The sequence below is a fragment of the Pseudomonas sp. DCB_AW genome, from assembly GCF_026240895.1.
GTDB classification, from domain to species: Bacteria; Pseudomonadota; Gammaproteobacteria; order Pseudomonadales; family Pseudomonadaceae; genus Aquipseudomonas; species Aquipseudomonas kermanshahensis.
In genome coordinates this window covers 40,389-60,569 of the sequence record NZ_JAPFCE010000009.1, presented here as the reverse complement: position 1 = coordinate 60,569, position 20,181 = coordinate 40,389, and the positions used below count along the sequence as shown (strand labels likewise).

Below are 20,181 nucleotides of genomic sequence, written 5' to 3'. Positions count from 1 at the left end.
CTTACGCCTGTGGCTTGCGCAACACACCATAGACCACTTGGTAAGTGGCGGGCAGCCCCTGAGGCTGGCGAAATGCCTCGTACGCCTGCAACAAGCCCTGCATGCGAGCACGGCCGGTGAGGCCCGAAGGCCGGCCCGGGTTGATATTGTGCGCGCCAAGCGCCTTCAGCTCGTGGGTCAGGCTGCGTACATCGGGGTAGTGCAGCACGTGCGAGCGCTGCTGCAGCGCTACCTGCTCGAAGCCACTGCCCGCGCACAGGCGCTGATAATCGTCAAAGCGGCGGAAGCGGTTGACATGCACCAGGCCATCCACAGCCTGCCAGCTGGCACGCAGCTCATCGAGCGTGCCGACGCACAGGCTGCTGAATGCCAGCACCCCGCCTGGGCGTAACACCCGGCGCGCCTCGCCCAGCACACTGGCGAACTGCCCGCACCACTGCACCGCCAGGCTGGAGAACACCAAATCGACGCTGGCATCGCGCAGCGGCAACCGCTCGGCATCGCCGGCCACGTGGTACTGCGCGCCGCGCTGTTCGTTGCGGGCATGGCGCAGCATGCCTTCGGCGATATCCACCGCCACGCCACTGGCCTGCGCGAAGCGCTCGGCCAGCACCCGGCTGAAGTGGCCGGTGCCGCTGCCCAGGTCCAGCCAGCGCGACGGTGCCAAGCCCTCTGGCAACTGGCCCAGCAGGTTCAGGCCGACGTCGCGCTGCAACGCCGCGACGCTGTCGTAGCTGGCCGCCGCGCGGGAAAACGAGGCCGCCACCTGGCGCTTGTCCGGCAGCGCGCCGGGCAGGGTCGGACGGGAAAGGTCAGTCATCGCCACTCTCATGCAGAAAACTCTTGATACCCGCCGCCAGCTCCTGTGGATACTCCAGCAAGAACGCGTGGGAACTCTCTTCCACCAGGCCCACTTCCACGTCTGGCAACAGTTCGCTCAGGGCCTTGGCAGCTTCCGCCGGCACCAGTGCGTCGCTGCCGGCAAACAAGTGCAGTTGCGGACCGCCATAGGCCTGCAGTGCCTCGCGGGTATCCAGCTGGGCCAGTACTTCCAGCCCGGTGGCGAGGTACAGCGGGTCGGTATCCGGCACACCGACGCCCAGCTGGCGCAGCAGGGTACGAGGCTGTTGGGCGCCGTCGCTGCACAAGCTGCGGAAACGCTTGAGGGTTACGGAGGTATGGCTGCGGCACCCATCAAGGAAGGTCCCGAAGGTGTCATCGGCCATGCCGTGGGGCCAATCGGCACGGGCCACGAAGCTTGGATTGCTGGCCAAAGTCAGCAGTCCGCAACAGTGGTCGCCGCGCTTGCGCGCAAGTTCGCTGGCGAGCATGCCGCCCAGCGACCAACCGCCCAGCCAGGTATTACTGGGCAACTTGCGGTCAAGGTGGTCGACCCACGCCTGTACGTCGGCGTCGGCCAGCTCCGGCAGGGGCATCAGTTCGACCTGCAGTCGGGCATCCTGGGCGCGCAGGCTGGCCGCCAACGGCTCCAGCGCAGCAGTACCCAGGCCCCATCCGGGGAGAAGGATCAGTCGGTTACGCATCGGCGGCCTCCAGCTGTGGATAACACTCGGCCAATGCATTCAACAATAGCTGCACCTGCGCCTCGCTGTGCGCGGCGCTCAAGGTAACCCGCAAGCGTGCACTGCCGGCAGGCACGGTGGGCGGGCGAATTGCCGTCACCAGCAAGCCACGTTCGCGCAACATCTGCGACAGGCGCAGCGCTTGTGCGCTGTCGCCAATCAGGATCGGCTGGATCGGCGTCGGGCTGTCCATCAGCTGCAGGCCGATCTGTTCGGCACCTAGGCGGAACTGGCGAATCAACGCAGCCAGGTGCTCACGGCGCCAGGTTTCGCGGCGCAGCAGCTCCAGGCTCTTGAGTGTCGCGCAGGCCAGCGCCGGGGGTTGGCTAGTGGTGTAGATATAGGGCCGGGCAAACTGCACCAGCGCTTCGATCAACGCTTCGCTGCCGGCGACAAAGGCACCCGCCGTACCGCAGGCCTTGCCCAGCGTGCCGATCAGCACAGGCACATCATCGAGGCCCAGGCCGAAGTGCTCGACGATACCGCCACCTTGCGCACCCAACGTGCCCAGGCCATGGGCATCATCGACCATCAGCCAGGCGCCGCGGGCGCGGGCAACCTTGGCCAACGCCGGCAAATCGGCAAGGTCGCCATCCATGCTGAACACCCCGTCGGTCACCACCAGGGTATTGCCGACGGCCTTGTCCAAGCGGCTTGCCAGGCTGGCCGGGTCGTTGTGCAGATAGCGGTTGAAACGGGCGCCGCTCAGCAGCCCGCCGTCGAGCAAGGACGCGTGGTTAAGGCGGTCCTGCAACACCGTGTCGCCCTGCCCCACCAGCGCGGTGATTGCACCCAGGTTGGCCATGTAGCCGGTGGAGAACAACAGCGCGCGCGGGCGCCCAGTGAGTTCTGCCAGGGCCTCCTCGACCTGGTGGTGCGGCGTGCTGTGGCCAACCACCAGGTGCGACGCCCCGCCACCGACACCCCACCGCTCGGCGCCCGCCTGCCACGCAGCAATCACCTCGGGGTGGTTGGCAAGGCCCAGGTAATCATTGCTGCAAAACGCCAACAGCGGCTGGCCATCGACCACCACCTCAGGCCCTTGCGGGCTCTCCAGCAGGGGCCGTTGCCGATACAGGTCTGCGGCGCGCCGTTCGGCCAGGCGCGCCGCCAGGTCAAAGGCCATCTCAGGCCGATGCTGCGTTGTAGAACATCTCGCTGCTGCGCTGTTCGACCAGCGCCTGCTCGATGGCCGCCTGGTGCACTTCATCGGCATGCTCTTCGCGGGCCTCAGGCTTGATGCCGAGGCGGGCGAACAGCTGCATGTCTTTATCAGCCTGCGGGTTGGCGGTGGTCAGCAGTTTTTCGCCATAGAAGATCGAGTTGGCGCCAGCCATGAAGGCCAGGGCCTGCATCTGTTCGTTCATCTGCTCGCGGCCAGCCGACAGGCGCACATGGGACTTGGGCATCAGCAGGCGGGCCACCGCCAGCATGCGGATGAAATCGAACGGGTCGACATCTTCTTCCTCGGCCAGCGGCGTGCCAGCGACCTTGACCAGCATGTTGATCGGCACCGACTCTGGGTGCTCCGGCAGGTTGGCCAACTGGATCAGCAGGCCGGCGCGGTCGTCCAGCGACTCGCCCATGCCGAGGATGCCGCCAGAGCAGATCTTCATCCCGGCATCGCGCACATAGGCCAGGGTCTGCAGGCGCTCGCTGTAGGTGCGGGTGGTGATGATGCTGCCGTAGAACTCCGGCGAGGTGTCGAGGTTGTGGTTGTAGTAGTCGAGGCCGGCCTGGGCCAGGGCCTGGGTCTGGTCCTGGTCGAGCTTGCCGAGGGTCATGCAGGTTTCCAGCCCCATGGCCTTCACCCCTTTGACCATCTCCAGCACGTAGGGCATGTCCTTGGCCGACGGGTGCTTCCACGCCGCGCCCATGCAAAAGCGGGTCGAGCCGATGGCTTTGGCGCGGGCGGCTTCTTCCAGCACCTTCTGCACTTCCATCAGCTTTTGTTTTTCCAGCCCGGTGTTGTAGTGGCCGGACTGCGGACAATATTTGCAATCTTCTGGGCAGGCGCCGGTCTTGATCGACAGCAGGGTCGAAACCTGAACACGGTTCGGGTCGAAGTGCGCGCGGTGCACGGTCTGCGCCTGGAACAGCAGGTCATTGAACGGTTGCTGAAACAGCGCCTTGACCTCGGCCAAGGTCCAGTCGTGACGTGTTGTTGCAGTTGTGCTGGCGCTCATCGGCGTTTCCTTGTTTAGGCTGTAACTGGCGCCGGGACAGGAAAGCCCGCCAGCGCATCACGGATAGCTCGCATAGTCATGGAAGGCCTATGAACTGTCAACCTTGGATAAAAGTACTGATTTACAAGTGTGCAAATATTAACCATAGCTGTTTACTGTGCGATGAAACTGCCGAACAGCCCTACCCTTTATGCGTCGCATGCGAGCAGGAGCTGCCGTGGTTAAGTGAATACTGCCTGCGCTGTGCGCTGCCGCTACCCATGGCCGAGCTCACCTGCGCCCAGTGCAGCCGCCGCGCACCGGCCTTCGATCAGGTCGTCGCGCTTTGGCATTACGGCTTCCCCGCGGATACGCTGATCAGCCGTTTCAAGCACAACCGTCAATGGCCGCTGGGGCGTTTAATGGCCGAAATGTTGAGCCACGGCCTGCAGCATCGCTACGCGGAAGGCTTGGCCAGGCCTGACCTGCTGTTACCCGTACCACTGGCCAGGCGTCGACAGCGCGAGCGCGGTTTCAACCAGGCCGGCATGTTGGCGCGCTGGCTGTCGATGAGCCTGGCAATCAACTTCAATGAGCGTTTGCTGCAGCGCACACGCGACACACCCGCGCAGCAAAGCCTGGATGCCAAGGCGCGTCGGCGCAATCTGCAGCGGGCCTTTGCCCTGATTGAAGCGGGCGCATTCAAGGGCCTGCATGTGGCCGTGGTCGATGACGTGCTGACCACCGGGGCCACCGCACAGGCCATTGCCACGCTGCTGCGAGAAGCAGGTGCGCGACGGGTCGATGTGTATTGCCTGGCACGCACGGCAAAACCGGGGCAAGCTTGACGGGTCAGTCTCAGATAGGCGCCATCATGTCCCTGCCCGCTCTCCTCACCCAGCACATCGCCCGCCGCCCGCAACGCATTGCCTTGCTCCAGCACATCGCCGAGCAAGGCTCGATCACCCGCGCCGCCAAGGCTGCCGGCATCAGCTACAAAGCCGCCTGGGACGCCATCGATGAGCTCAACAACCTGGCCAGCCAGCCGCTGGTCGAGCGCAGCACCGGCGGGCGTGGCGGCGGTGGCGCACGCCTGTCGGCCGAAGGCGAGCGGGTGCTGCGCCTTTATCAACGCCTGCAGGCGCTGCAGGCACAGATCCTGGAAGCTGCCGAAGACTCCAGCGACCTCGACCTGCTCGGGCGTTTGATGTTGCGCACCAGTGCCCGCAACCAGCTGCAAGGCCAGGTCAGCGCATTGCGCAGGGAGGGGCGCCATGACCGCGTCAGCCTGGCACTGGGCGGCGGGCTGGAGATAGAAGCCTTGATCACTCGTGGCAGTACCGAGCGTTTGGAGCTGAGCTTGGGCCGCATGGTAGTGGCGTTGCTCAAGGCCGGATGGGTTCAACTGCTGGGGGCTGATGATCAGCCGGAGCCAGGCAGTAACTGCCTGACGGCTTGTATCGAGGAAGTTCTGGCTGAGGAAGGGGGCAGCAGTGAATTGCGCATGGCACTGGGCAATGGCCAGACGCTGTGTGCACTCGCCGAAACAGCGTGGCTGGCCCAGCAGGGCCTGAAGGCGGGTGACGAGGCCAGGGTGCAGTTTCACCCGTCCTTCGTCCTGCTGGGGGTGCCGGTCTAGGTCAGGTTACGTTGGTGAAGATGCCAGTCACCGGCGACACGTTGCCGGCATAAGGAACCGAGGTCCCGGCGGCCAGCGCGATCGTTGACCAGATGCGTTGCATGTCGACAAACCTGAGTTTTGCATCCGAGTACAATTCCCGATCCCACTGGCTCTTGATACTGAAATAGCGGCCATTTCCGCTGCCATTGCGCAGAAGGCCACTGGCGCCACCCATGAGTACCATGGGCATGTTCATCATATGCTCTGGCGCGCCGTCGGCCATCTCACTGGTGAAAACCACCAAGGTATGATCGAGCAAGCGGTCCCCAGGTACATCAGGGTCGCTGTAACGGGCCAGTTCATCCATGAACAATCTCGCCTGCCGCGTGTACCACTGCCTGGAGCCTCTCCAAACTTCCTCGCCAGCATAACGGTGAGCGCAGTCATGGGGGTTGGTGCTGGCGCTGACATCAAGAATGTTCAGCGACTCGGCAGAACGCCCAACCTGCACCGTCGCAACACGGGTCACACCGCACCCCAAGGCAGCGGCCACCACCTTGTGATGGCCGGCCTGAACTTCATTGCGGAACTGCGCCGAACTGATCGGGTGATCTTCCAGCGACAAGGGTTCACAAACTGAGGGTATCGCCCCTTCCAGATCCTAGGCGACCTGCTCTAACGCATCCAGATGAGTCACCAGCTTTTCTCGCTGGGCGCCTGCCACGCTCCCTCTGAGTTCTGCGATATCGGCGCGGATCGGGTCGAAAACATGGGCATTGCGAGTTTGACGATCGCGCACCTCGCGGGAAGTTGCGCCAAATACCGACTCGTAAAGACGCACGGGGTTCTGCTGAGGCGCCCTGATCTTGTCCCCCTCCCAAGACACATACCAAGGATTGTCGTCGATGCCCGCATGCGGGCCAGCAAACAGGCTGCGATGGATTGGCTGAGTGCCAGGCATCGCATCTCCCAGAATCTTGTCTATGGAACTACTTTTCCCCTCTCTATCACGCAATACGTAGTTCCAGCCTGCATGACCGCCTTGACCAGAGGCTACGATGATCCCCTGCAAGTACAGTGACTGGTCTCGATAGTCTGCCAACTCCTGGCTGACTGCGTTGAGTTCGAAGTCTGCGGTGTCATCACTTCTGGAACGCGGAAACCACAGCCCATCGCTATAAACGCCTGCGTACGAATCGACCGCGAGGCCGTCCGGAATGATGAAAAACACTACCTTCAGATGAGGTTGTTCCTTGGTCCCATGCAACAGGTACTGCGCAAGCCCACAGCCACTGAGCGGCGCATAAGCTCCCGCCGCCGCCAGTTGCATGAGGAAACGCCGACGGCTTTTCAGGATGTCCATGTCAATTCTCCTCTTGGCGCTTGAGGAACACAGGTGAGGTAGCCAGCTCACGAATCATCTGGATCAACGAACCGTTGGTCTTGAGCGATTCGGCGGCAGACTTCAACGTGCCGACCGACCCTGCAGAAACCTTGTTGCCGAACATGAAGCGGAAATAGCTGTCGGCCATGCAGGTCTGCGCCGTGACGTTGGTTGGCAGCAGACGGGCGATATCACGCACGTTGTGGACGCTTGCCCAGTTCTCCAGGCCCGTGTTGCTGATGAACGGCCCTGAGGCGTCAATCTTCAACTGCTCCGGGAATTGCGCATGGTTGTAAGCCGGCTCGGTTTCGCGGTAGCGCCCGGAAGCATCGTAGTTTTCCATGCTGGAACCGGTGTCGTTCATGTACTTGTGGCACTGCCAGCAACGGCCCTCCGAGGCTTGCTCACCGTTGACCAGGTCCCAACGTTCGCGGGTTGTGATCGCCCTTGGCGGATACTGCGGCTCTTGCGGGTCGGCATCGACCGGCGCACCGAACTCTCGGCACAGCAACTGCTCGCGGATCATGATGCCGCGCTTGACCAGTGATGTTGCCTGGTAGTCAGAGGTGGCCGCCTGGGTAGCACCCAGGTGCAACAGCCCACCCCGTCGCTCATCGACCGTGACCTTACGCATATCGCCTCCGGTCACCCCGGCAATGCCGTACTGTTCTGCCAACCTTTGATTGAGGTAGGTATACCCAGGGTTGAACAGTGCATTGAATGCCCCGCCGCTCTTGAGCACCTCACCCACCAGACGTGCCTGCTCCTGCCGCATGCTCTGGATGACCTCAGGCTCCAGCCCAGGCTTTTCCTGGATGTCGCGGCTGGTCTTGATGTAGTAGCTGATGAAGCGGTTGAACTGTGCGATGCCCTGCTCACTCATCAGCATCTGCTGAGCCAGCGCACCCATCTGCTCGGGCGTCTCGAGCTGACCTTGTTCGGCCATGCGCATGAGTTCTTCACTCGGCGTAGTACCCAGCATTGCGTACGAAAGCGCTGTCGCTCGTTCGTTGGCGGTCAACTGATAGGTACCGGATGTCCGGCCATCTGTTACGCCCAATTCGGAGCGGTACAGGAAGTGAGGTGACAACAGCAATGCTGCGACCAGCGAGGCATCATCATGGTCAGCCTTCACAGCCTCATACCGGCTCAACTCAGCCGGGCTCAGTGGCCGTCGGAAGACGCGATGGCCGAGGCTTTCGACGCTCTGTTGAGCCAGCCATTGCGGGTCGACCTTGCCTGCCACATTCCACGCCACGTCATACAGCGTCTTCAAGTCTTCGGCGTTGATCATCCCCAGATCTGCCTCCCCGACGTACTTGAATTCTTTATCAAACTTGTCGGCCGGCAACGTATCGGCCTGCACTTGCACGGCAAACAGGTCGTGCACGCTGTTCACATACTCGTCACGGGTCAGCAAGCGCAGTTGCCGCTTGCCGAATGCTTGCCCCGGGTCCAGATAGCCGGCCCACAGTTCGTCATAGAAGTAGTCGGCAATCTGCCCCGAGCAAGACGCATCGCAATGCCCACTCACGCTCATGCCAAGAATCTGCTGAACAAGGGCTTCCTTGCCCGCCAGGCTCCAGTTGATGGCCTTGTTGGCATCCTGGAAGTACTGCACGGTATGGCACTTCGCACACGCGGTCGCCACGACCTGTTTGCCGAGTTCGGCGACGTGCTGGTAGCGCATCTCAACCTTTACTGCATCCCGGCTTTCTTCATCGATGTTCACGACCTGTTGGGTCGGCTCTGGCAGTTCGCCCTGGTAGTACGGGAAGTTGAATTTGTGCTCGCCGACTGGCAGCAGCACGTCCTGGGAACTGCCCCATGGCACCTTGATGACCTGCGCCTCGCCGTCGCTGATCAGGGTGACTTCCCACTGTGCCGGTGCCTCGCCACTGAATGCAGGCTTGGCCGGTGCAACCACGGTGGCCTTGACGGGTTGGAACGGTGGCCGTTCGATGTAGGCGAGTTGCATTACCTGCGCGTCCGGCGAGTCGCTCAGCGTCACCTGTTGCTGCCGCTGGTTGGGTATCAGCTCACCGACGTTGTCCAGCGTGACCGTATACGTGCCGGCAGCCAGGCCCTTGATGCTCAGTGGCGACTCACCCCAGGCGACATCGAAACGCCGGCTGCGCCCATCGCTGCCCGTGAGCGTGCCACTGATCATCAGTGGCCGTACCTCGGGGCTCGGCGCCGCAGTGGGTTGCAGTTTGAGCAGGCTCTTGCCCACCACTTGTCCCATGTCGAAGGTGATGCGATAGATCACCCCGGCCAAGTCGTCAGACACCAGCAGCGAGTTGTCGCTCAATGGCAACATGTCGGCTGGGCGACCCAGGCACGAGTCGTCCAGGCAATACACATTGAAGTGCTCTGTCGAGCCTCCCCAGCCCGTTACCAGCGGGATCTGGTTGATAACCTCACGTCCGTCCTTGACCGTGAGCATACGCAGTTCCATGCCTGGGCTGGCCTTGATCCCCGTGCCATGCACGGCCACCAGCAGGCGCTGAAGATCGGCGGCATCGTTGTAGAACCCATTCCAGAACTCGATGCCGAGCGGCGCGGTGTTACTGCCCAGTTCATAGGCAGGCGCCTGATAATCTTCAGGCTTGAGCAGGTGCAATGGCTTGTCCGAAACGATCGCACCATCGGCCAATGGCGGCACGATGGAGCCTGGCTCCTGGTATTCCTCCTGGGTAAACCCAGGCACATCGCGGCCGTAGAAATACGGTACGCCGAAATGCTGCCCTTCCTGGCTGATCAGGTTGACCTCGTCGGAGTTCAGGTAGCCTTGCCGGTTGTTATCGGTGAACCAGATCTTGCCGTCTGGGTGCCAGGTGAAGCCGACAGCGTTGCGCACGCCCTTGGCCAGCACCCGGGAGGTGCCGTTTTCCATGTCATAGCGAAGGACTGTGCCGTAACGCCCATCTGGCGGAATGATGCAGGTATTGCAGGGGATACCGACGGCCGTATAGAGGCCCTTGTCCGATGGATCAATCGGGTTGAAGTGCAAAGGGTGCTTCTGGTGCCAGATGCGCTGACCAGGCCGCCCCAGCGGGAAATCGGCTTCGTCGGCGGGGAAGTTCATCACCACTTCAGGCTTAGCATCACGGTAGTGCTCATCGACATTGCGCACCCGATACAACTTGCCGGAGGTCGAGAAATACAGGTCGCCATCGCGGTACACCACGCCATGCGGCTCTTCCAGCCCTGAGGCCAGCAGATACACCCCTGTTGGCTTACCGGCCTCGTCCAGCGGGATGGCATAGATGAACCCTGCCGTGCGCGCTTCATAGGTGTAGACGGGGATGGCACTGGAGCCGACGTAAAGCACCCGGTTGCCCATCGCCATCTGCCGCGGTTGATACAGGCCGCTGGCAAACAGCTCCACCTTCACACCTGGCAGCGTCACTAGCCTGCTCAGGTCCAGTGGCTGGCGAAACTTGACCTCGAAGCTGATCTTCTCTGGCGTGTCAGGTTTGAATTCGACCTGGGTAGGCGTGGTCAGCGGCAGGTAACCCTGCGCTTCGTTCATGATCAGGTCGTACTTGCAGGCAGGAAGGTCAGGCAAAGTCAGCACTTCATCAGAACGCCCGGAGAACGGAATCGTCTCTTCTTTGCAGCGCAGCACGCCACTGACCTCAAGGTTGCGCCGCCCTGCCGGCCCGACCCCTTGCGTCGATGCCGTGAACGGTACCTTGCCCGTCACTGTGCTGAATGACAGCTCCAGTGTGTTGGTCTGGGGCTGAGCATTACAAGCACCGAGGTCGTTCCACGCATCGCGCCAGAGCTCGCTACCGTTGAATGCTTCACCCGGGGAGTAAGGTGGCTGATTACACCACTGCCAGGCACCGACAGTGCCTTCTCTGTCGTTTTTGCATTGGAAGGCCCTGCCAACATTGGTCACCAAACTGTCCTGGCTGTAGGGGGTTTCTCCAGCAGCGGGCTTTTTATAGGCAGGCGCCTGGCACTGTTCAGGCGTTGCCTGTCGTGTTTTCGAGCGCTCCCCCGAAGGTACAAGGATCAAGTATCCCAACAGGCTTATCAGCAGTGCAGCAAGACTGAACGCAGCAAGACGGCGCATGAATCGTCTCCTTGTCGAAGCCACCCCGCGCACATGCGCAGGTGACAACCGCCCCGGTGCTCAGTGGCCAATATGACCAACCGAATCCGGGATCTCTGAACCGTTCGTGCGCGACTGCCAATATGCGAGAGCGATGAGCAGGACGGTAAACCAGCACCCTTTATGTGGGTACTGGCAGAAATGCTAGGTACTCGGTAAGTGGGCGGCGCTTGATTGCTTGCGCCTGCGAACCGATTGAGGGAGGCTGGACGCTCAGAGCGTCATTACAATGCGGGCGCTATGCCCCATTCCCCCTGCGGAGCTTTCATGTCCCACCCCTTCGACACCCTCACCCCCGACCTGGTCCTGGACGCCGTTGAAAGCATTGGCTTTCTCAGCGACGCCCGGATCCTGGCCCTGAACAGCTACGAGAACCGCGTCTATCAGGTGGGCATCGAAGACTCGCAGCCGCTGATCGCCAAGTTCTACCGCCCAGGCCGCTGGAGCGATGAGGCCATCCTCGAAGAGCACCGCTTCACCGCTGAGCTTGCCGATTGTGAAGTGCCGGTGGTCGCGCCTTTGCAACATGACGGCCGCACGGTGTTCGAGCACCAGGGTTTTCGCTTCACCCTGTTCCCCCGCCGCGGCGGCCATGCCCCGGAGCCCGGCAACCTCGACCAGCTGTATCGCCTCGGCCAGTTGCTCGGCCGCCTGCACGCCGTAGCCGCGACACGCCCGTTTGAACACCGCGAAGCATTAGCTGTGGATAACTTCGGCCACGCGTCACTGCAAACCCTGCTTGAGGGCAACTTCGTACCGCGGGAATTGCTACCTGCTTTCGAGTCCGTCGCCCGCGACCTGCTGAAGCGGGTCGAGGACATCTACGCGCGCACCCCGCACAAAGTGATGCGCCTGCACGGCGACCTGCACCCAGGCAACCTGATGCATCGCGACGAGGTCTATCACGTTGTCGACCTCGACGACTGCCGCATGGGCCCAGCGGTGCAAGACCTGTGGATGATGCTCGCCGGCAGCCGCGAGGAACGCCTCGGCCAACTGGCAGAGCTGATCGACGGCTACAACGAGTTCCACGACTTCGACCCTCGCGAGTTGCCCCTGATCGAGCCCTTGCGAGCCTTGCGCCAATTGCACCACAGCGCCTGGCTGGCCCGCCGCTGGGACGACCCGGCCTTCCCGCGCAGCTTCCCCTGGTTTGGCCAGCCGCGCTACTGGGGCGACCAGATTCTCGCACTGCGCGAGCAGATGGCGGCCCTCGATGAACAACCGCTGAAATTGTTCTAGATGTGTGCTGACCTCTGTCTACAATAGGCGTCGCTTTATTTAGCTACCTAAGCAAGGATTCTGCATGCACGCCGCAAACCCGCAACGCGGGTACATCCTGGGCCTCAGCGCCTACATCATCTGGGGCCTGTTCCCCCTTTACTTCAAGGCAATCCAGAGCGTCCCCGCCGTGGAGATCATCGTCCACCGGGTGCTCTGGTCAGCGTTGTTCGGTTCGCTGCTGCTCCTGGTATGGAAGCACCCAGGCTGGTGGCGTGAACTGCGCGACAACCCGCGCAGGCTGGCCATCCTCGCCCTGAGCGGCGCGCTGATCGCGGGCAACTGGCTGACGTATGTGTGGTCGGTGAACAACGGCCGCATGCTCGAAGCCAGCCTGGGCTATTACATCAACCCGCTGATCAACGTGTTGCTGGGCATGCTCATCCTCGGCGAGCGCCTGCGCCGCCTGCAATGGCTGGCGGTGGCCATGGCGGCCGTGGGGGTGGCCCAGCAGGTGTGGCAAGTGGGCAGCCTGCCCTGGGTGTCGCTGGTGCTGGCGCTGAGCTTCGGCTTCTATGGGTTGATCCGCAAACAGGCGCCGGTGGCAGCGCTGCCAGGCCTGGTGGTGGAAACCTGGATGTTGGTGCCGCTGGCCCTAGGCTGGATGTTGCTGCACCCCGCTGCCCTGAGCGCGCAGGGCGCGTTCTACACCAGCAGCGAAGCGTTGTGGTTGATGGCGGCAGGGCCAGTGACCCTGGTGCCGCTGGTGTGCTTCAACGCCGCCGCACGCCACCTGCCGTATACCACCTTGGGCTTCCTGCAGTACCTGGCGCCGACGCTGGTATTGCTGCAGGCAGTGTTGCTGTTTGACGAGCATTTGTCGTCGAGCACGCTGGTGGCGTTCATGTTCATCTGGGCGGGTTTGGCGATCTATAGCGTCGATGCCTGGTTGAATTTGCGCAAACGCGCCTGATCAATAAATGATCAAAACTCTGCAAGGTACGCCAGCCGTGGCTTGCAGAGACATCTCCAGAGGTTATCCACACCCTCGTCCCCGTGCTTTGTGCACAAGCTGCTGATATTTGGGTGTTTTTTGATCAAAACCTTGCAAGGCGCATGTTACCTGGGCTGGAGAGGTACGCCCCCAGGTTATCCACAGGGCCGTACCTGTGAAATGGGGGATAACCCTGGGGTCCGCTTCGCGGCCCATTCGCAGCACAAGGCTGCTCCTACAGGTACCACGCAACCTCTGTAGGAGCAGCCTTGTGCTGCGAATGGGCCGCAAAGCGGACCCGGCAATCCCAAATCAATCCTCCGCCCGCAACTCCAACTCCACCATCAAATCATCCGCCAAACTCTCCAACCGCTGCCGCAGCTCATCCAGCGACAACGTCAACGGCAGCGCCAACAACGCATTGGCATGAAACAGCGGCTCGCTGCTCATCGGTGCAGGCCGCACTTCGGTGGTAAAGCGCTCCAGGTTCACCCCAAGCTCGGCCAGCAGCCGGGTGATATCACGCACGATCCCCGGCCGGTCATTGCCCACCAGCTCCATGGCGATCGGCTTCCAGGTGCACGAGGGCTCGATGCCGCTCTCGGCAATCAACACGCGAATGTCATACCGCGCCAAGCCCTGCAACGACGCCACCAGCTCTGTGTAATTTTCTGCCGGCACCGCCACCCGCAAGATGCCGGCAAACTGCCCGGCCATGCGTGACATGCGGCTTTCCAGCCAGTTGCCGCTGTGGTCGGCGATGCATTGGGCAATGCGTTCGACCTGCCCGGCCTTGTCAGGGGCAATCACAGTGAGTACAAGATGATCCACAAGCCCTTCCTCTGCGTCGAACCGCGCTGGGCGGCGATAAACCGGGGGATCGATTGAGTATAGGCAAGGCGCGGCAACCTGCCGCAGGGCAATCGACATAACGAATCGTGTACTGTTTCAAGATTTATCTGGAACAATCCACCTGTTTTTTGCGAACATACCCACTCCCAGCGTGACCATACGCGACCAACGGGTCGCACAACGACGCTTTTAGTCTGATTTTGCCCCGCCTACTGCTTCATGTAGTATCCCGTGGCGCGGACTACAAAACGTCGTTTGGATGTCTGCCAAGGCGCCTGTGAAAATACGCACACTGCCCGCCAGCCCGTCTGGCAGGCCGCACCCAGCCGCCCTAGGGTTCATTCACCCAGGGCACGCACTGGTGCCGTGTTTAGAGAAGCGCTACAGGCTTAATACAGAAGAGCGAAATAGCTGAGCAGAGTGAGGCAAGCAATGACTGGATACGTTCAAGTCGGTGGCCTTCAGGTCGCCAAGGTCCTGTACGACTTCGTGAACAACGAAGCCATCCCAGGGACCGGCATCGTCGCCGAGCAGTTCTGGGCAGGTGCAGAGAAGATCATCAATGACCTCGCTCCAAAGAACAAAGCCCTGCTCGCCAAGCGCGACGAGCTGCAAGCCAAGATCGACGCCTGGCACCAGGCACGCAAAGGCCAGGCCCATGACGCCGTAGCCTACAAAAGCTTCCTCCAGGAAATCGGCTATCTGCTGCCACAAGCCGACGATTTCCAGGCCACCACACAAAACGTGGACGAAGAAATCGCCCGCATGGCCGGCCCGCAGCTGGTCGTGCCGGTGATGAACGCCCGTTTCGCCCTGAACGCCGCCAACGCCCGCTGGGGCTCGCTCTACGACGCCCTGTATGGCACCGATGCCATCAGCGATGAAGGCGGCGCCGAGAAAGGCCAGGGTTACAACAAAGCGCGTGGCGACAAGGTCATCGCCTTCGCCCGCGCCTTCCTCGACGAAGCCGCGCCACTGGCTGCGGGCTCGCATGTCGACTCCACCGCCTACAGCATCCAGGGCGGCAAGCTGGTGGTCGCCCTCAAGGGTGGCAGCAACAGCGGCCTGCGTGACGACGCACAACTGATCGGCTTCGTCGGTGACGCCGCCGCACCGACCGCCGTGCTGCTCAAGCACAACGGCCTGCACTTCGAAATCCAGGTCGATGCCAGCACCCCGGTCGGCAGCACCGATGCCGCCGGCGTCAAAGACATCCTGATGGAATCGGCACTGACCACCATCATGGACTGCGAAGACTCGGTTGCGGCTGTAGACGCCGATGACAAGGTCATCGTCTACCGCAACTGGCTGGGCCTGATGAAAGGCGACCTGGCTGAAAGCGTGAACAAGGGTGGCAAGACCTTCACCCGTACCATGAACCCAGACCGCGAGTACGCCGCGCCTAACGGTGGCAGCGTCACCCTGCACGGTCGTTCGCTGTTGTTCGTACGCAACGTGGGTCACCTGATGACCAACCCGGCGGTCCTCGATGCCCAGGGCAACGAAATCCCGGAAGGTATTCAGGACGGGCTGTTCACCAACCTGATCGCCCTGCACAACCTCAACGGCAACACCAGCCGCAAGAACACCCGCACCGGCAGCGTGTACATCGTCAAGCCGAAGATGCACGGCCCTGAAGAAGTGGCCTTTGCCGCCGAAATCTTCAGCCAGGTCGAAGACCTGCTGGGCATGCCGCGCAACACCGTCAAGGTCGGCATCATGGACGAGGAGCGCCGCACCACGGTCAACCTCAAGTCCTGCATCAAGGCAGCCGCCGAGCGCGTAGCGTTCATCAACACCGGCTTCCTCGACCGCACCGGTGACGAAATCCACACCTCCATGGAGGCCGGCGCTGTCGTGCGCAAAGGCGCCATGAAGAACGAGAAGTGGATCGGCGCTTACGAGAACAACAACGTCGACGTCGGCCTGGCCACCGGCCTGCAAGGCCGTGCGCAGATCGGCAAAGGCATGTGGGCCATGCCCGACCTGATGGCCGCCATGCTCGAGCAGAAGATCGCTCACCCGCTGGCCGGCGCCAACACCGCCTGGGTACCTTCGCCGACTGCCGCGACCCTGCATGCCCTGCACTACCACAAGGTCGATGTGCAGGCACGTCAGCGCGAGCTAGCTACGCGCACCCCGGCGTCGGTCGACGACATCCTGGCTATCCCGCTGGCTGCCGACACCAACTGGTCGGACGAAGAGATCCGCAACGAGCTGGACAACAACGCCCAAGGCATCCTCGGTTACGTGGTGCGCTGGATCGATCAGGGCGTGGGTTGCTCGAAAGTGCCGGACATCAACAACGTCGGCCTGATGGAAGACCGCGCCACCCTGCGCATCTCGGCCCAGTTGCTGGCCAACTGGCTGCGCCATGGCGTGGTCAGCGAGGCGCAGGTGCTGGAAAGCCTCAAGCGCATGGCGGTGGTGGTTGACCAGCAGAACGCCAGCGACGCCCTGTACCGCCCGATGGCGCCGAACTTCGACGATAACGTCGCGTTCCAGGCCGCTGTAGAGCTGGTGATCGAAGGTGGCAAGCAGCCGAATGGTTATACCGAGCCGGTACTGCACCGCCGTCGTCGCGAGTTCAAGGCGCGTAACGGGCTGTAAATCGCAAGGGGCCGCTCCTACAGGGGGACGCATTCCCTTGTAGGAGCGGCCTTGCGTCGCGATTGGGCTGCAAAGCAGCCCCTCTCGGCATCACTCAATTTTCAACTCTTTCTTCACCAGCCCCAGCAGTTTCCCCAGATCCACCGGCTTCAACAGAAAGTCCACCACCCCCAGGTGCATCACATCCACCGCCTCTTTCACATCGGTGTCGCCCGACACCACGATGATCGACAACGCCGCCCGCTCCGTCTCGCGGACCTGCCGGATCAGCTCCAGGCCATCCTTGGGTTCCATGCGCAGGTCGGTGATCATCAAGGCGATCCTTGGCTCGTAATACAGCTTGAACATGGCCTCCTGGGCACCGTCAGCCGTCATGCAGTCGATGCCTCTGCTTTTCAGGTACAGGCACAAGGCCTCGCTATTCACCGGATTATCATCCACCACCAGCACCACCGGTCGGGGCGCAACAGGCGCACTCACCACGGCCAGTGCCTCGCGTTCGGCGTCACTCAGGAGGTCGTCATGCTCAACCATGGTCATCTCGTCAAAAAGTCGTGCTCACGGTAAGACCGCATCTTGCGATATTGATCACACGCCGCTCATAGACTTACGTCCAATGGGCACCACAGCGCAGCCAGCCGACCATGGGGACCGAGAACAACAAGGCCGGCACCTATATATAGATATATATAGTTCGGCGTAGCGATACGGTCAGCTTCATGAGTAAAAAGGACGCCTACAGCCAGGCGGGCAGGACGGCTGTGCTACAGAACATACAAGGCACGTTGCAGTTTCTGCAGCGCTTCCCCCCGTTCAACCAGATGGAGCACGGCCACCTGGCGTACCTGGTCGAGCAGTGCCAGCTGCGCTTCTATGCCAGCGGCGAAAGCATCGTCAAACCCGCCGATGGCCCGGTCGAGCACTTCTACATCGTCAAGCAGGGGCGCGTCGTCGGCGAGCGCCAGCACCTGGTCAAACCCGGGGTGGAAACCACCTTCGAGATCACCAGCGGCGAGTGCTTCCCCCTGGCCGCGCTGCTGGGCGAGCGTGCCACCCGCACCGAGCACCTGGCCGGTGAGGACACCTTCTGCCTGCAACTGAACAAGGCCGCGTTCATCCGCGTGTTCTCCTTGTCGGCAGCCTTTCGCGACTTCGCCCTGCGCGGGGTCAGCAGCCTGCTCGACCAGGTCAACCAGCAAGTGCGCCAACGCGCCGTGGAAACCCTCGGCACCCAGTACTCGTTGAATACTCCCCTGGGCGAACTGGCCATGCGTCACCCGGTGGTCTGCAGCCCCGACATGCCGCTGCGCGACGCCGTGCGGTTGATGCACGAGCAGCAGGTCGGCAGCATTGTCGTGGTCGACCCCGCACGCTACCCGATCGGCATCTTCACCCTGCGCGACCTGCGCCAGGTGGTGGCGGCCGCCGATGCCGACCTGGGTGCGCCGATCGAGCGGCACATGACCGCCAAACCGTTCTACCTCAGCCCGCAGGCCAGCGCCTTCGACGCCGCCATGGCCATGACCGAGCGGCACATCGCCCATGTTTGCCTGGTGGACAACCAACGCCTGTGCGGGGTGGTCTCCGAACGTGACCTGTTCTCCCTGCAACGAGTCGATCTGGTGCACCTGGCGCGTACCATTCGTCATGCACCGCGCCTGGAAACCCTGGTTTCCCTGCGCGGTGAAATCAGCCAACTGGTCGAGCGCATGCTCGCCCACGGCGCCTCGTCGACGCAGATCACCCAGATCATCACGCTGCTGAACGACCACACCGTCTGCCGGGTCATCGAACTGGCCCTGGCCGAGCGCGGCGACCCAGGCGTGCCCTTCAGCTGGCTATGTTTCGGCAGCGAAGGGCGGCGCGAGCAGACCCTGCACACCGACCAGGACAACGGCATCCTGTTCGACGCCCGCGACAGCGCCGAAGCCGACGCGGTCCGAGCCCGCCTGCTGCCACTGGCGCAGTACATCAACCAATGCCTGGCCCAGTGCGGTTTTACCCTGTGCAAAGGCAATGTCATGGCCGGCAACCCCGAGCTGTGCCTGTCACGGAGCGAATGGTCACAGCGCTTTGCCGGCTTTGTCCGCGAGGCCAGCCCGGAAAACCTGCTGGCTTCGAGCATCTATTTCGACCTGCGCGTGGTCTGGGGTGACGAGCAAGGCTGTGAGCAACTGCGCCAAAGCCTGCTGGCGCAGGTGGCCGACAACCGCCTCTTCCAGCGCATGATGGCCGACAACGCCCTGCGCCAGCGCCCACCCGTGGGCCGCCTGCGTGAATTCGTGCTGACCCGCCAAGGCAATGACAAAGCGGCCACCCTCGACCTCAAGGTGCAGGGCCTGACGCCCTTCGTCGATGGCGCGCGGTTGCTGGCCCTGGCCAATGGCATCGATGCCTGCAACACCCTCGAGCGCCTGCGCCAACTGGTGACGAAAGGCGTCATCGAGCGACTCGACGGCGCAGCGTATGAAGAGGCTTACCACTTCATCCAGCAAACCCGCATGCAGCAGCACCAGCGCCAGACCCGCGATAACCTGCCCTACTCCAACCGCGTCGACCCAGACAGCCTCAACCACCTGGACCGGCGCATCCTGCGGGAGTCGCTGCGCCAGGCGCAGCGCCTGCAAAGCAGCCTGGCCTTGCGGTACCAGCTATGAGCCTGTTCGCCTGGCTACGCCCCAGCCTGCCCGACCTGGACGGCGCCTCGCGCCAGCGCCTGGCGCAGTTGCCCAAGCCCGCGGCGCTGGGGGTGTGCACATTGCGTGAACAGCGCTGGGTGGTGCTGGACCTGGAAACCAGCGGCCTCAACCCCAACCGTGACCAGGTGTTGTCGATTGGCGCCGTGGCCATTGAAGACGGCGCTATCGACTTTGCCCAGCAGTTTGAACGCACCCTGTACCGCCCGACCCAGAAGACCAACGCCAGCGTGTTGATCCACGGGCTGGGGCCCAGTGCCCTGGCGGCCGGCTGCGACCCGGTCGAGGCCTTGCTCGACCTGCTCGACTTCATTGGCGATAGCCCGGTATTGGCGTTCCATGCGCCCTTCGACCAGCGCATGCTCGCGCGCGCGCTGAAAGAAAGCCTGGGCTATCGCCTCCAGTTGCCGTTTCTCGATGTTGCCGAACTGGCGCCGATGCTCAACCCCGACACGGTGCTGCGCGAAGCCGGGCTGGATGACTGGGTTGCGCGTTTTGGCCTGCAGGTGGAAGAGCGCCACCATGCCAGTGCCGATGCCCAGGTGACTGCTGAGCTGGCCTTGATCCTGTTCAGCCAGGCCCGCCGCCAGCAGTTGGACAGCCCGTTGCAGCTGGAGCAGCGGTTGCGGGGGTGGCGTCGGCGTAAGGTGCATGGTCACGGTTTGTAGGGCTTGAGGGTTGTTGCGCCTGTGAGATCGAGCGCCGCCCGCGCGGCGCTTCGCAGCACAAGGCTGCTCCTACATCTGTTTCGGGCCAATTATTCCTGGGGCATTCGCGCGCGGCCCCTTACCGCCCACCTCAATATCGAGTCGGACCAACTAGGCGGTCGCGCGCAAATATCACAGGCCTCACTGGCCCGAAACAGATGTAGGAGCAGCCTTGTGCTGCGAAGCGCCGCGCGGGCGGCGCTCGATCTCACAGGCGCCAAATCA

16 protein-coding genes are annotated in these 20,181 nt (G+C 62.5%); 7 read left to right on the top strand and 9 right to left on the bottom strand.

Annotated features, from left to right (window positions below; genetic code table 11):
* Position 1: 1 nt before the first annotated feature.
* The 4 genes from bioC to bioB are packed head-to-tail and all read right to left on the bottom strand — an operon-like array spanning position 2 to position 3,769.
* Positions 2 to 820, bottom strand: coding sequence for a malonyl-ACP O-methyltransferase BioC (gene bioC, locus OO306_RS08355; protein ID WP_265968335.1), 819 nt, complete (start codon positions 818 to 820; stop codon positions 2 to 4).
* Positions 813 to 1,544, bottom strand: coding sequence for an alpha/beta fold hydrolase (locus OO306_RS08350; RefSeq protein ID WP_265968333.1), 732 nt, complete (start codon positions 1,542 to 1,544; stop codon positions 813 to 815). The genes bioC and OO306_RS08350 overlap by 8 nt, the downstream gene beginning before the upstream one ends.
* Positions 1,537 to 2,709, bottom strand: coding sequence for an 8-amino-7-oxononanoate synthase (gene bioF, locus OO306_RS08345; RefSeq protein ID WP_265968332.1), 1,173 nt, complete (start codon positions 2,707 to 2,709; stop codon positions 1,537 to 1,539). The genes OO306_RS08350 and bioF overlap by 8 nt, the downstream gene beginning before the upstream one ends.
* A 1-nt stretch (position 2,710) precedes the next feature.
* Entirely contained in the window at positions 2,711 to 3,769 is a 1,059-nt protein-coding gene (bioB, locus tag OO306_RS08340; protein ID WP_027594348.1) for a biotin synthase BioB, read from the bottom strand.
* A gap of 89 nt (positions 3,770 to 3,858) precedes the next feature.
* Between bioB and OO306_RS08335 the strand changes: the two genes are divergently transcribed.
* Together OO306_RS08335 and OO306_RS08330 are read left to right on the top strand one after the other, a co-directional pair.
* The gene (locus OO306_RS08335; protein ID WP_265968381.1) at positions 3,859 to 4,596 is read left to right on the top strand and encodes a ComF family protein; all 738 of its coding nucleotides are present in this window, start codon (positions 3,859 to 3,861) and stop codon (positions 4,594 to 4,596) included.
* Between the two features lie 26 nt (positions 4,597 to 4,622).
* Entirely contained in the window at positions 4,623 to 5,387 is a 765-nt protein-coding gene (locus OO306_RS08330) for a TOBE domain-containing protein (RefSeq protein ID WP_265968330.1), read from the top strand.
* Position 5,388: 1 nt separating this feature from the next.
* On the opposite strand, the gene OO306_RS08325 is transcribed toward OO306_RS08330, so the two are convergent.
* From OO306_RS08325 to OO306_RS08315, 3 genes are read right to left on the bottom strand one after another with little or no spacing between them, the layout of a single operon-like run.
* Positions 5,389 to 5,994, bottom strand: a complete 606-nt coding sequence (locus tag OO306_RS08325; RefSeq protein ID WP_265968328.1) for a hypothetical protein — start codon at positions 5,992 to 5,994, stop codon at positions 5,389 to 5,391.
* A gap of 36 nt (positions 5,995 to 6,030) precedes the next feature.
* Positions 6,031 to 6,732, bottom strand: a complete 702-nt coding sequence (locus OO306_RS08320) for a DUF1552 domain-containing protein (protein ID WP_265968327.1) — start codon at positions 6,730 to 6,732, stop codon at positions 6,031 to 6,033.
* Position 6,733: 1 nt separating this feature from the next.
* Positions 6,734 to 10,660: a DUF1588 domain-containing protein gene (locus tag OO306_RS08315; RefSeq protein WP_265968326.1), complete on the bottom strand. Its 3,927-nt coding sequence runs from the start codon at positions 10,658 to 10,660 to the stop codon at positions 6,734 to 6,736.
* A 483-nt stretch (positions 10,661 to 11,143) separates the two neighbouring features.
* On the opposite strand from OO306_RS08315, the gene OO306_RS08310 reads away from it, so the two are divergent.
* A complete protein-coding gene (locus OO306_RS08310; RefSeq protein WP_265968325.1) occupies positions 11,144 to 12,118 on the top strand; it encodes a serine/threonine protein kinase in 975 nt (324 codons plus the stop codon).
* A gap of 64 nt (positions 12,119 to 12,182) precedes the next feature.
* Positions 12,183 to 13,070: an EamA family transporter RarD gene (gene rarD, locus OO306_RS08305; protein ID WP_085274054.1), complete on the top strand. Its 888-nt coding sequence runs from the start codon at positions 12,183 to 12,185 to the stop codon at positions 13,068 to 13,070.
* 333 nt (positions 13,071 to 13,403) lie between these two features.
* Here rarD and OO306_RS08300 read toward each other — a convergent pair whose 3' ends face one another.
* Entirely contained in the window at positions 13,404 to 13,922 is a 519-nt protein-coding gene (locus tag OO306_RS08300) for a glycine cleavage system protein R (protein WP_027594342.1), read from the bottom strand.
* Positions 13,923 to 14,375: 453 nt separating this feature from the next.
* On the opposite strand from OO306_RS08300, the gene OO306_RS08295 reads away from it, so the two are divergent.
* Positions 14,376 to 16,553 (top strand): malate synthase G, encoded by a 2,178-nt coding sequence (locus OO306_RS08295; RefSeq protein ID WP_027594341.1) that lies wholly within the window; start codon positions 14,376 to 14,378, stop codon positions 16,551 to 16,553.
* A gap of 90 nt (positions 16,554 to 16,643) precedes the next feature.
* Here the strand turns inward: OO306_RS08295 and OO306_RS08290 are convergent, their stop codons facing one another.
* Positions 16,644 to 17,093: a response regulator gene (locus tag OO306_RS08290; protein ID WP_225876676.1), complete on the bottom strand. Its 450-nt coding sequence runs from the start codon at positions 17,091 to 17,093 to the stop codon at positions 16,644 to 16,646.
* 179 nt (positions 17,094 to 17,272) lie between these two features.
* Between OO306_RS08290 and OO306_RS08285 the strand changes: the two genes are divergently transcribed.
* On the top strand, positions 17,273 to 19,210 hold the full coding sequence (locus OO306_RS08285) for a DUF294 nucleotidyltransferase-like domain-containing protein (protein ID WP_265968323.1): 1,938 nt from the start codon (positions 17,273 to 17,275) through the stop codon (positions 19,208 to 19,210).
* Entirely contained in the window at positions 19,207 to 19,917 is a 711-nt protein-coding gene (locus OO306_RS08280) for a PolC-type DNA polymerase III (RefSeq protein ID WP_265968322.1), read from the top strand. The genes OO306_RS08285 and OO306_RS08280 overlap by 4 nt, the downstream gene beginning before the upstream one ends.
* Positions 19,918 to 20,181 lie beyond the last annotated feature (264 nt).

Bases quoted from the DNA above. Each gene is read 5' to 3' on its own strand.
- bioC (WP_265968335.1), bottom strand. From the start codon at position 820: ATGACTGACCTTTCCCGTCCGACCCTGCCCGGCGCGCTGCCGGACAAG.
- OO306_RS08350 (WP_265968333.1), bottom strand. From the start codon at position 1,544: ATGCGTAACCGACTGATCCTTCTCCCCGGATGGGGCCTGGGTACTGCT.
- OO306_RS08280 (WP_265968322.1), top strand. From the start codon at position 19,207: ATGAGCCTGTTCGCCTGGCTACGCCCCAGCCTGCCCGACCTGGACGGC.
- OO306_RS08295 (WP_027594341.1), top strand. From the start codon at position 14,376: ATGACTGGATACGTTCAAGTCGGTGGCCTTCAGGTCGCCAAGGTCCTG.
- rarD (WP_085274054.1), top strand. From the start codon at position 12,183: ATGCACGCCGCAAACCCGCAACGCGGGTACATCCTGGGCCTCAGCGCC.
- OO306_RS08335 (WP_265968381.1), top strand. From the start codon at position 3,859: ATGAACTGTCAACCTTGGATAAAAGTACTGATTTACAAGTGTGCAAAT.
- bioB (WP_027594348.1), bottom strand. From the start codon at position 3,769: ATGAGCGCCAGCACAACTGCAACAACACGTCACGACTGGACCTTGGCC.
- OO306_RS08320 (WP_265968327.1), bottom strand. From the start codon at position 6,732: ATGGACATCCTGAAAAGCCGTCGGCGTTTCCTCATGCAACTGGCGGCG.
- OO306_RS08310 (WP_265968325.1), top strand. From the start codon at position 11,144: ATGTCCCACCCCTTCGACACCCTCACCCCCGACCTGGTCCTGGACGCC.
- bioF (WP_265968332.1), bottom strand. From the start codon at position 2,709: ATGGCCTTTGACCTGGCGGCGCGCCTGGCCGAACGGCGCGCCGCAGAC.
- OO306_RS08330 (WP_265968330.1), top strand. From the start codon at position 4,623: ATGTCCCTGCCCGCTCTCCTCACCCAGCACATCGCCCGCCGCCCGCAA.
- OO306_RS08285 (WP_265968323.1), top strand. From the start codon at position 17,273: ATGAGTAAAAAGGACGCCTACAGCCAGGCGGGCAGGACGGCTGTGCTA.
- OO306_RS08290 (WP_225876676.1), bottom strand. From the start codon at position 17,093: ATGACCATGGTTGAGCATGACGACCTCCTGAGTGACGCCGAACGCGAG.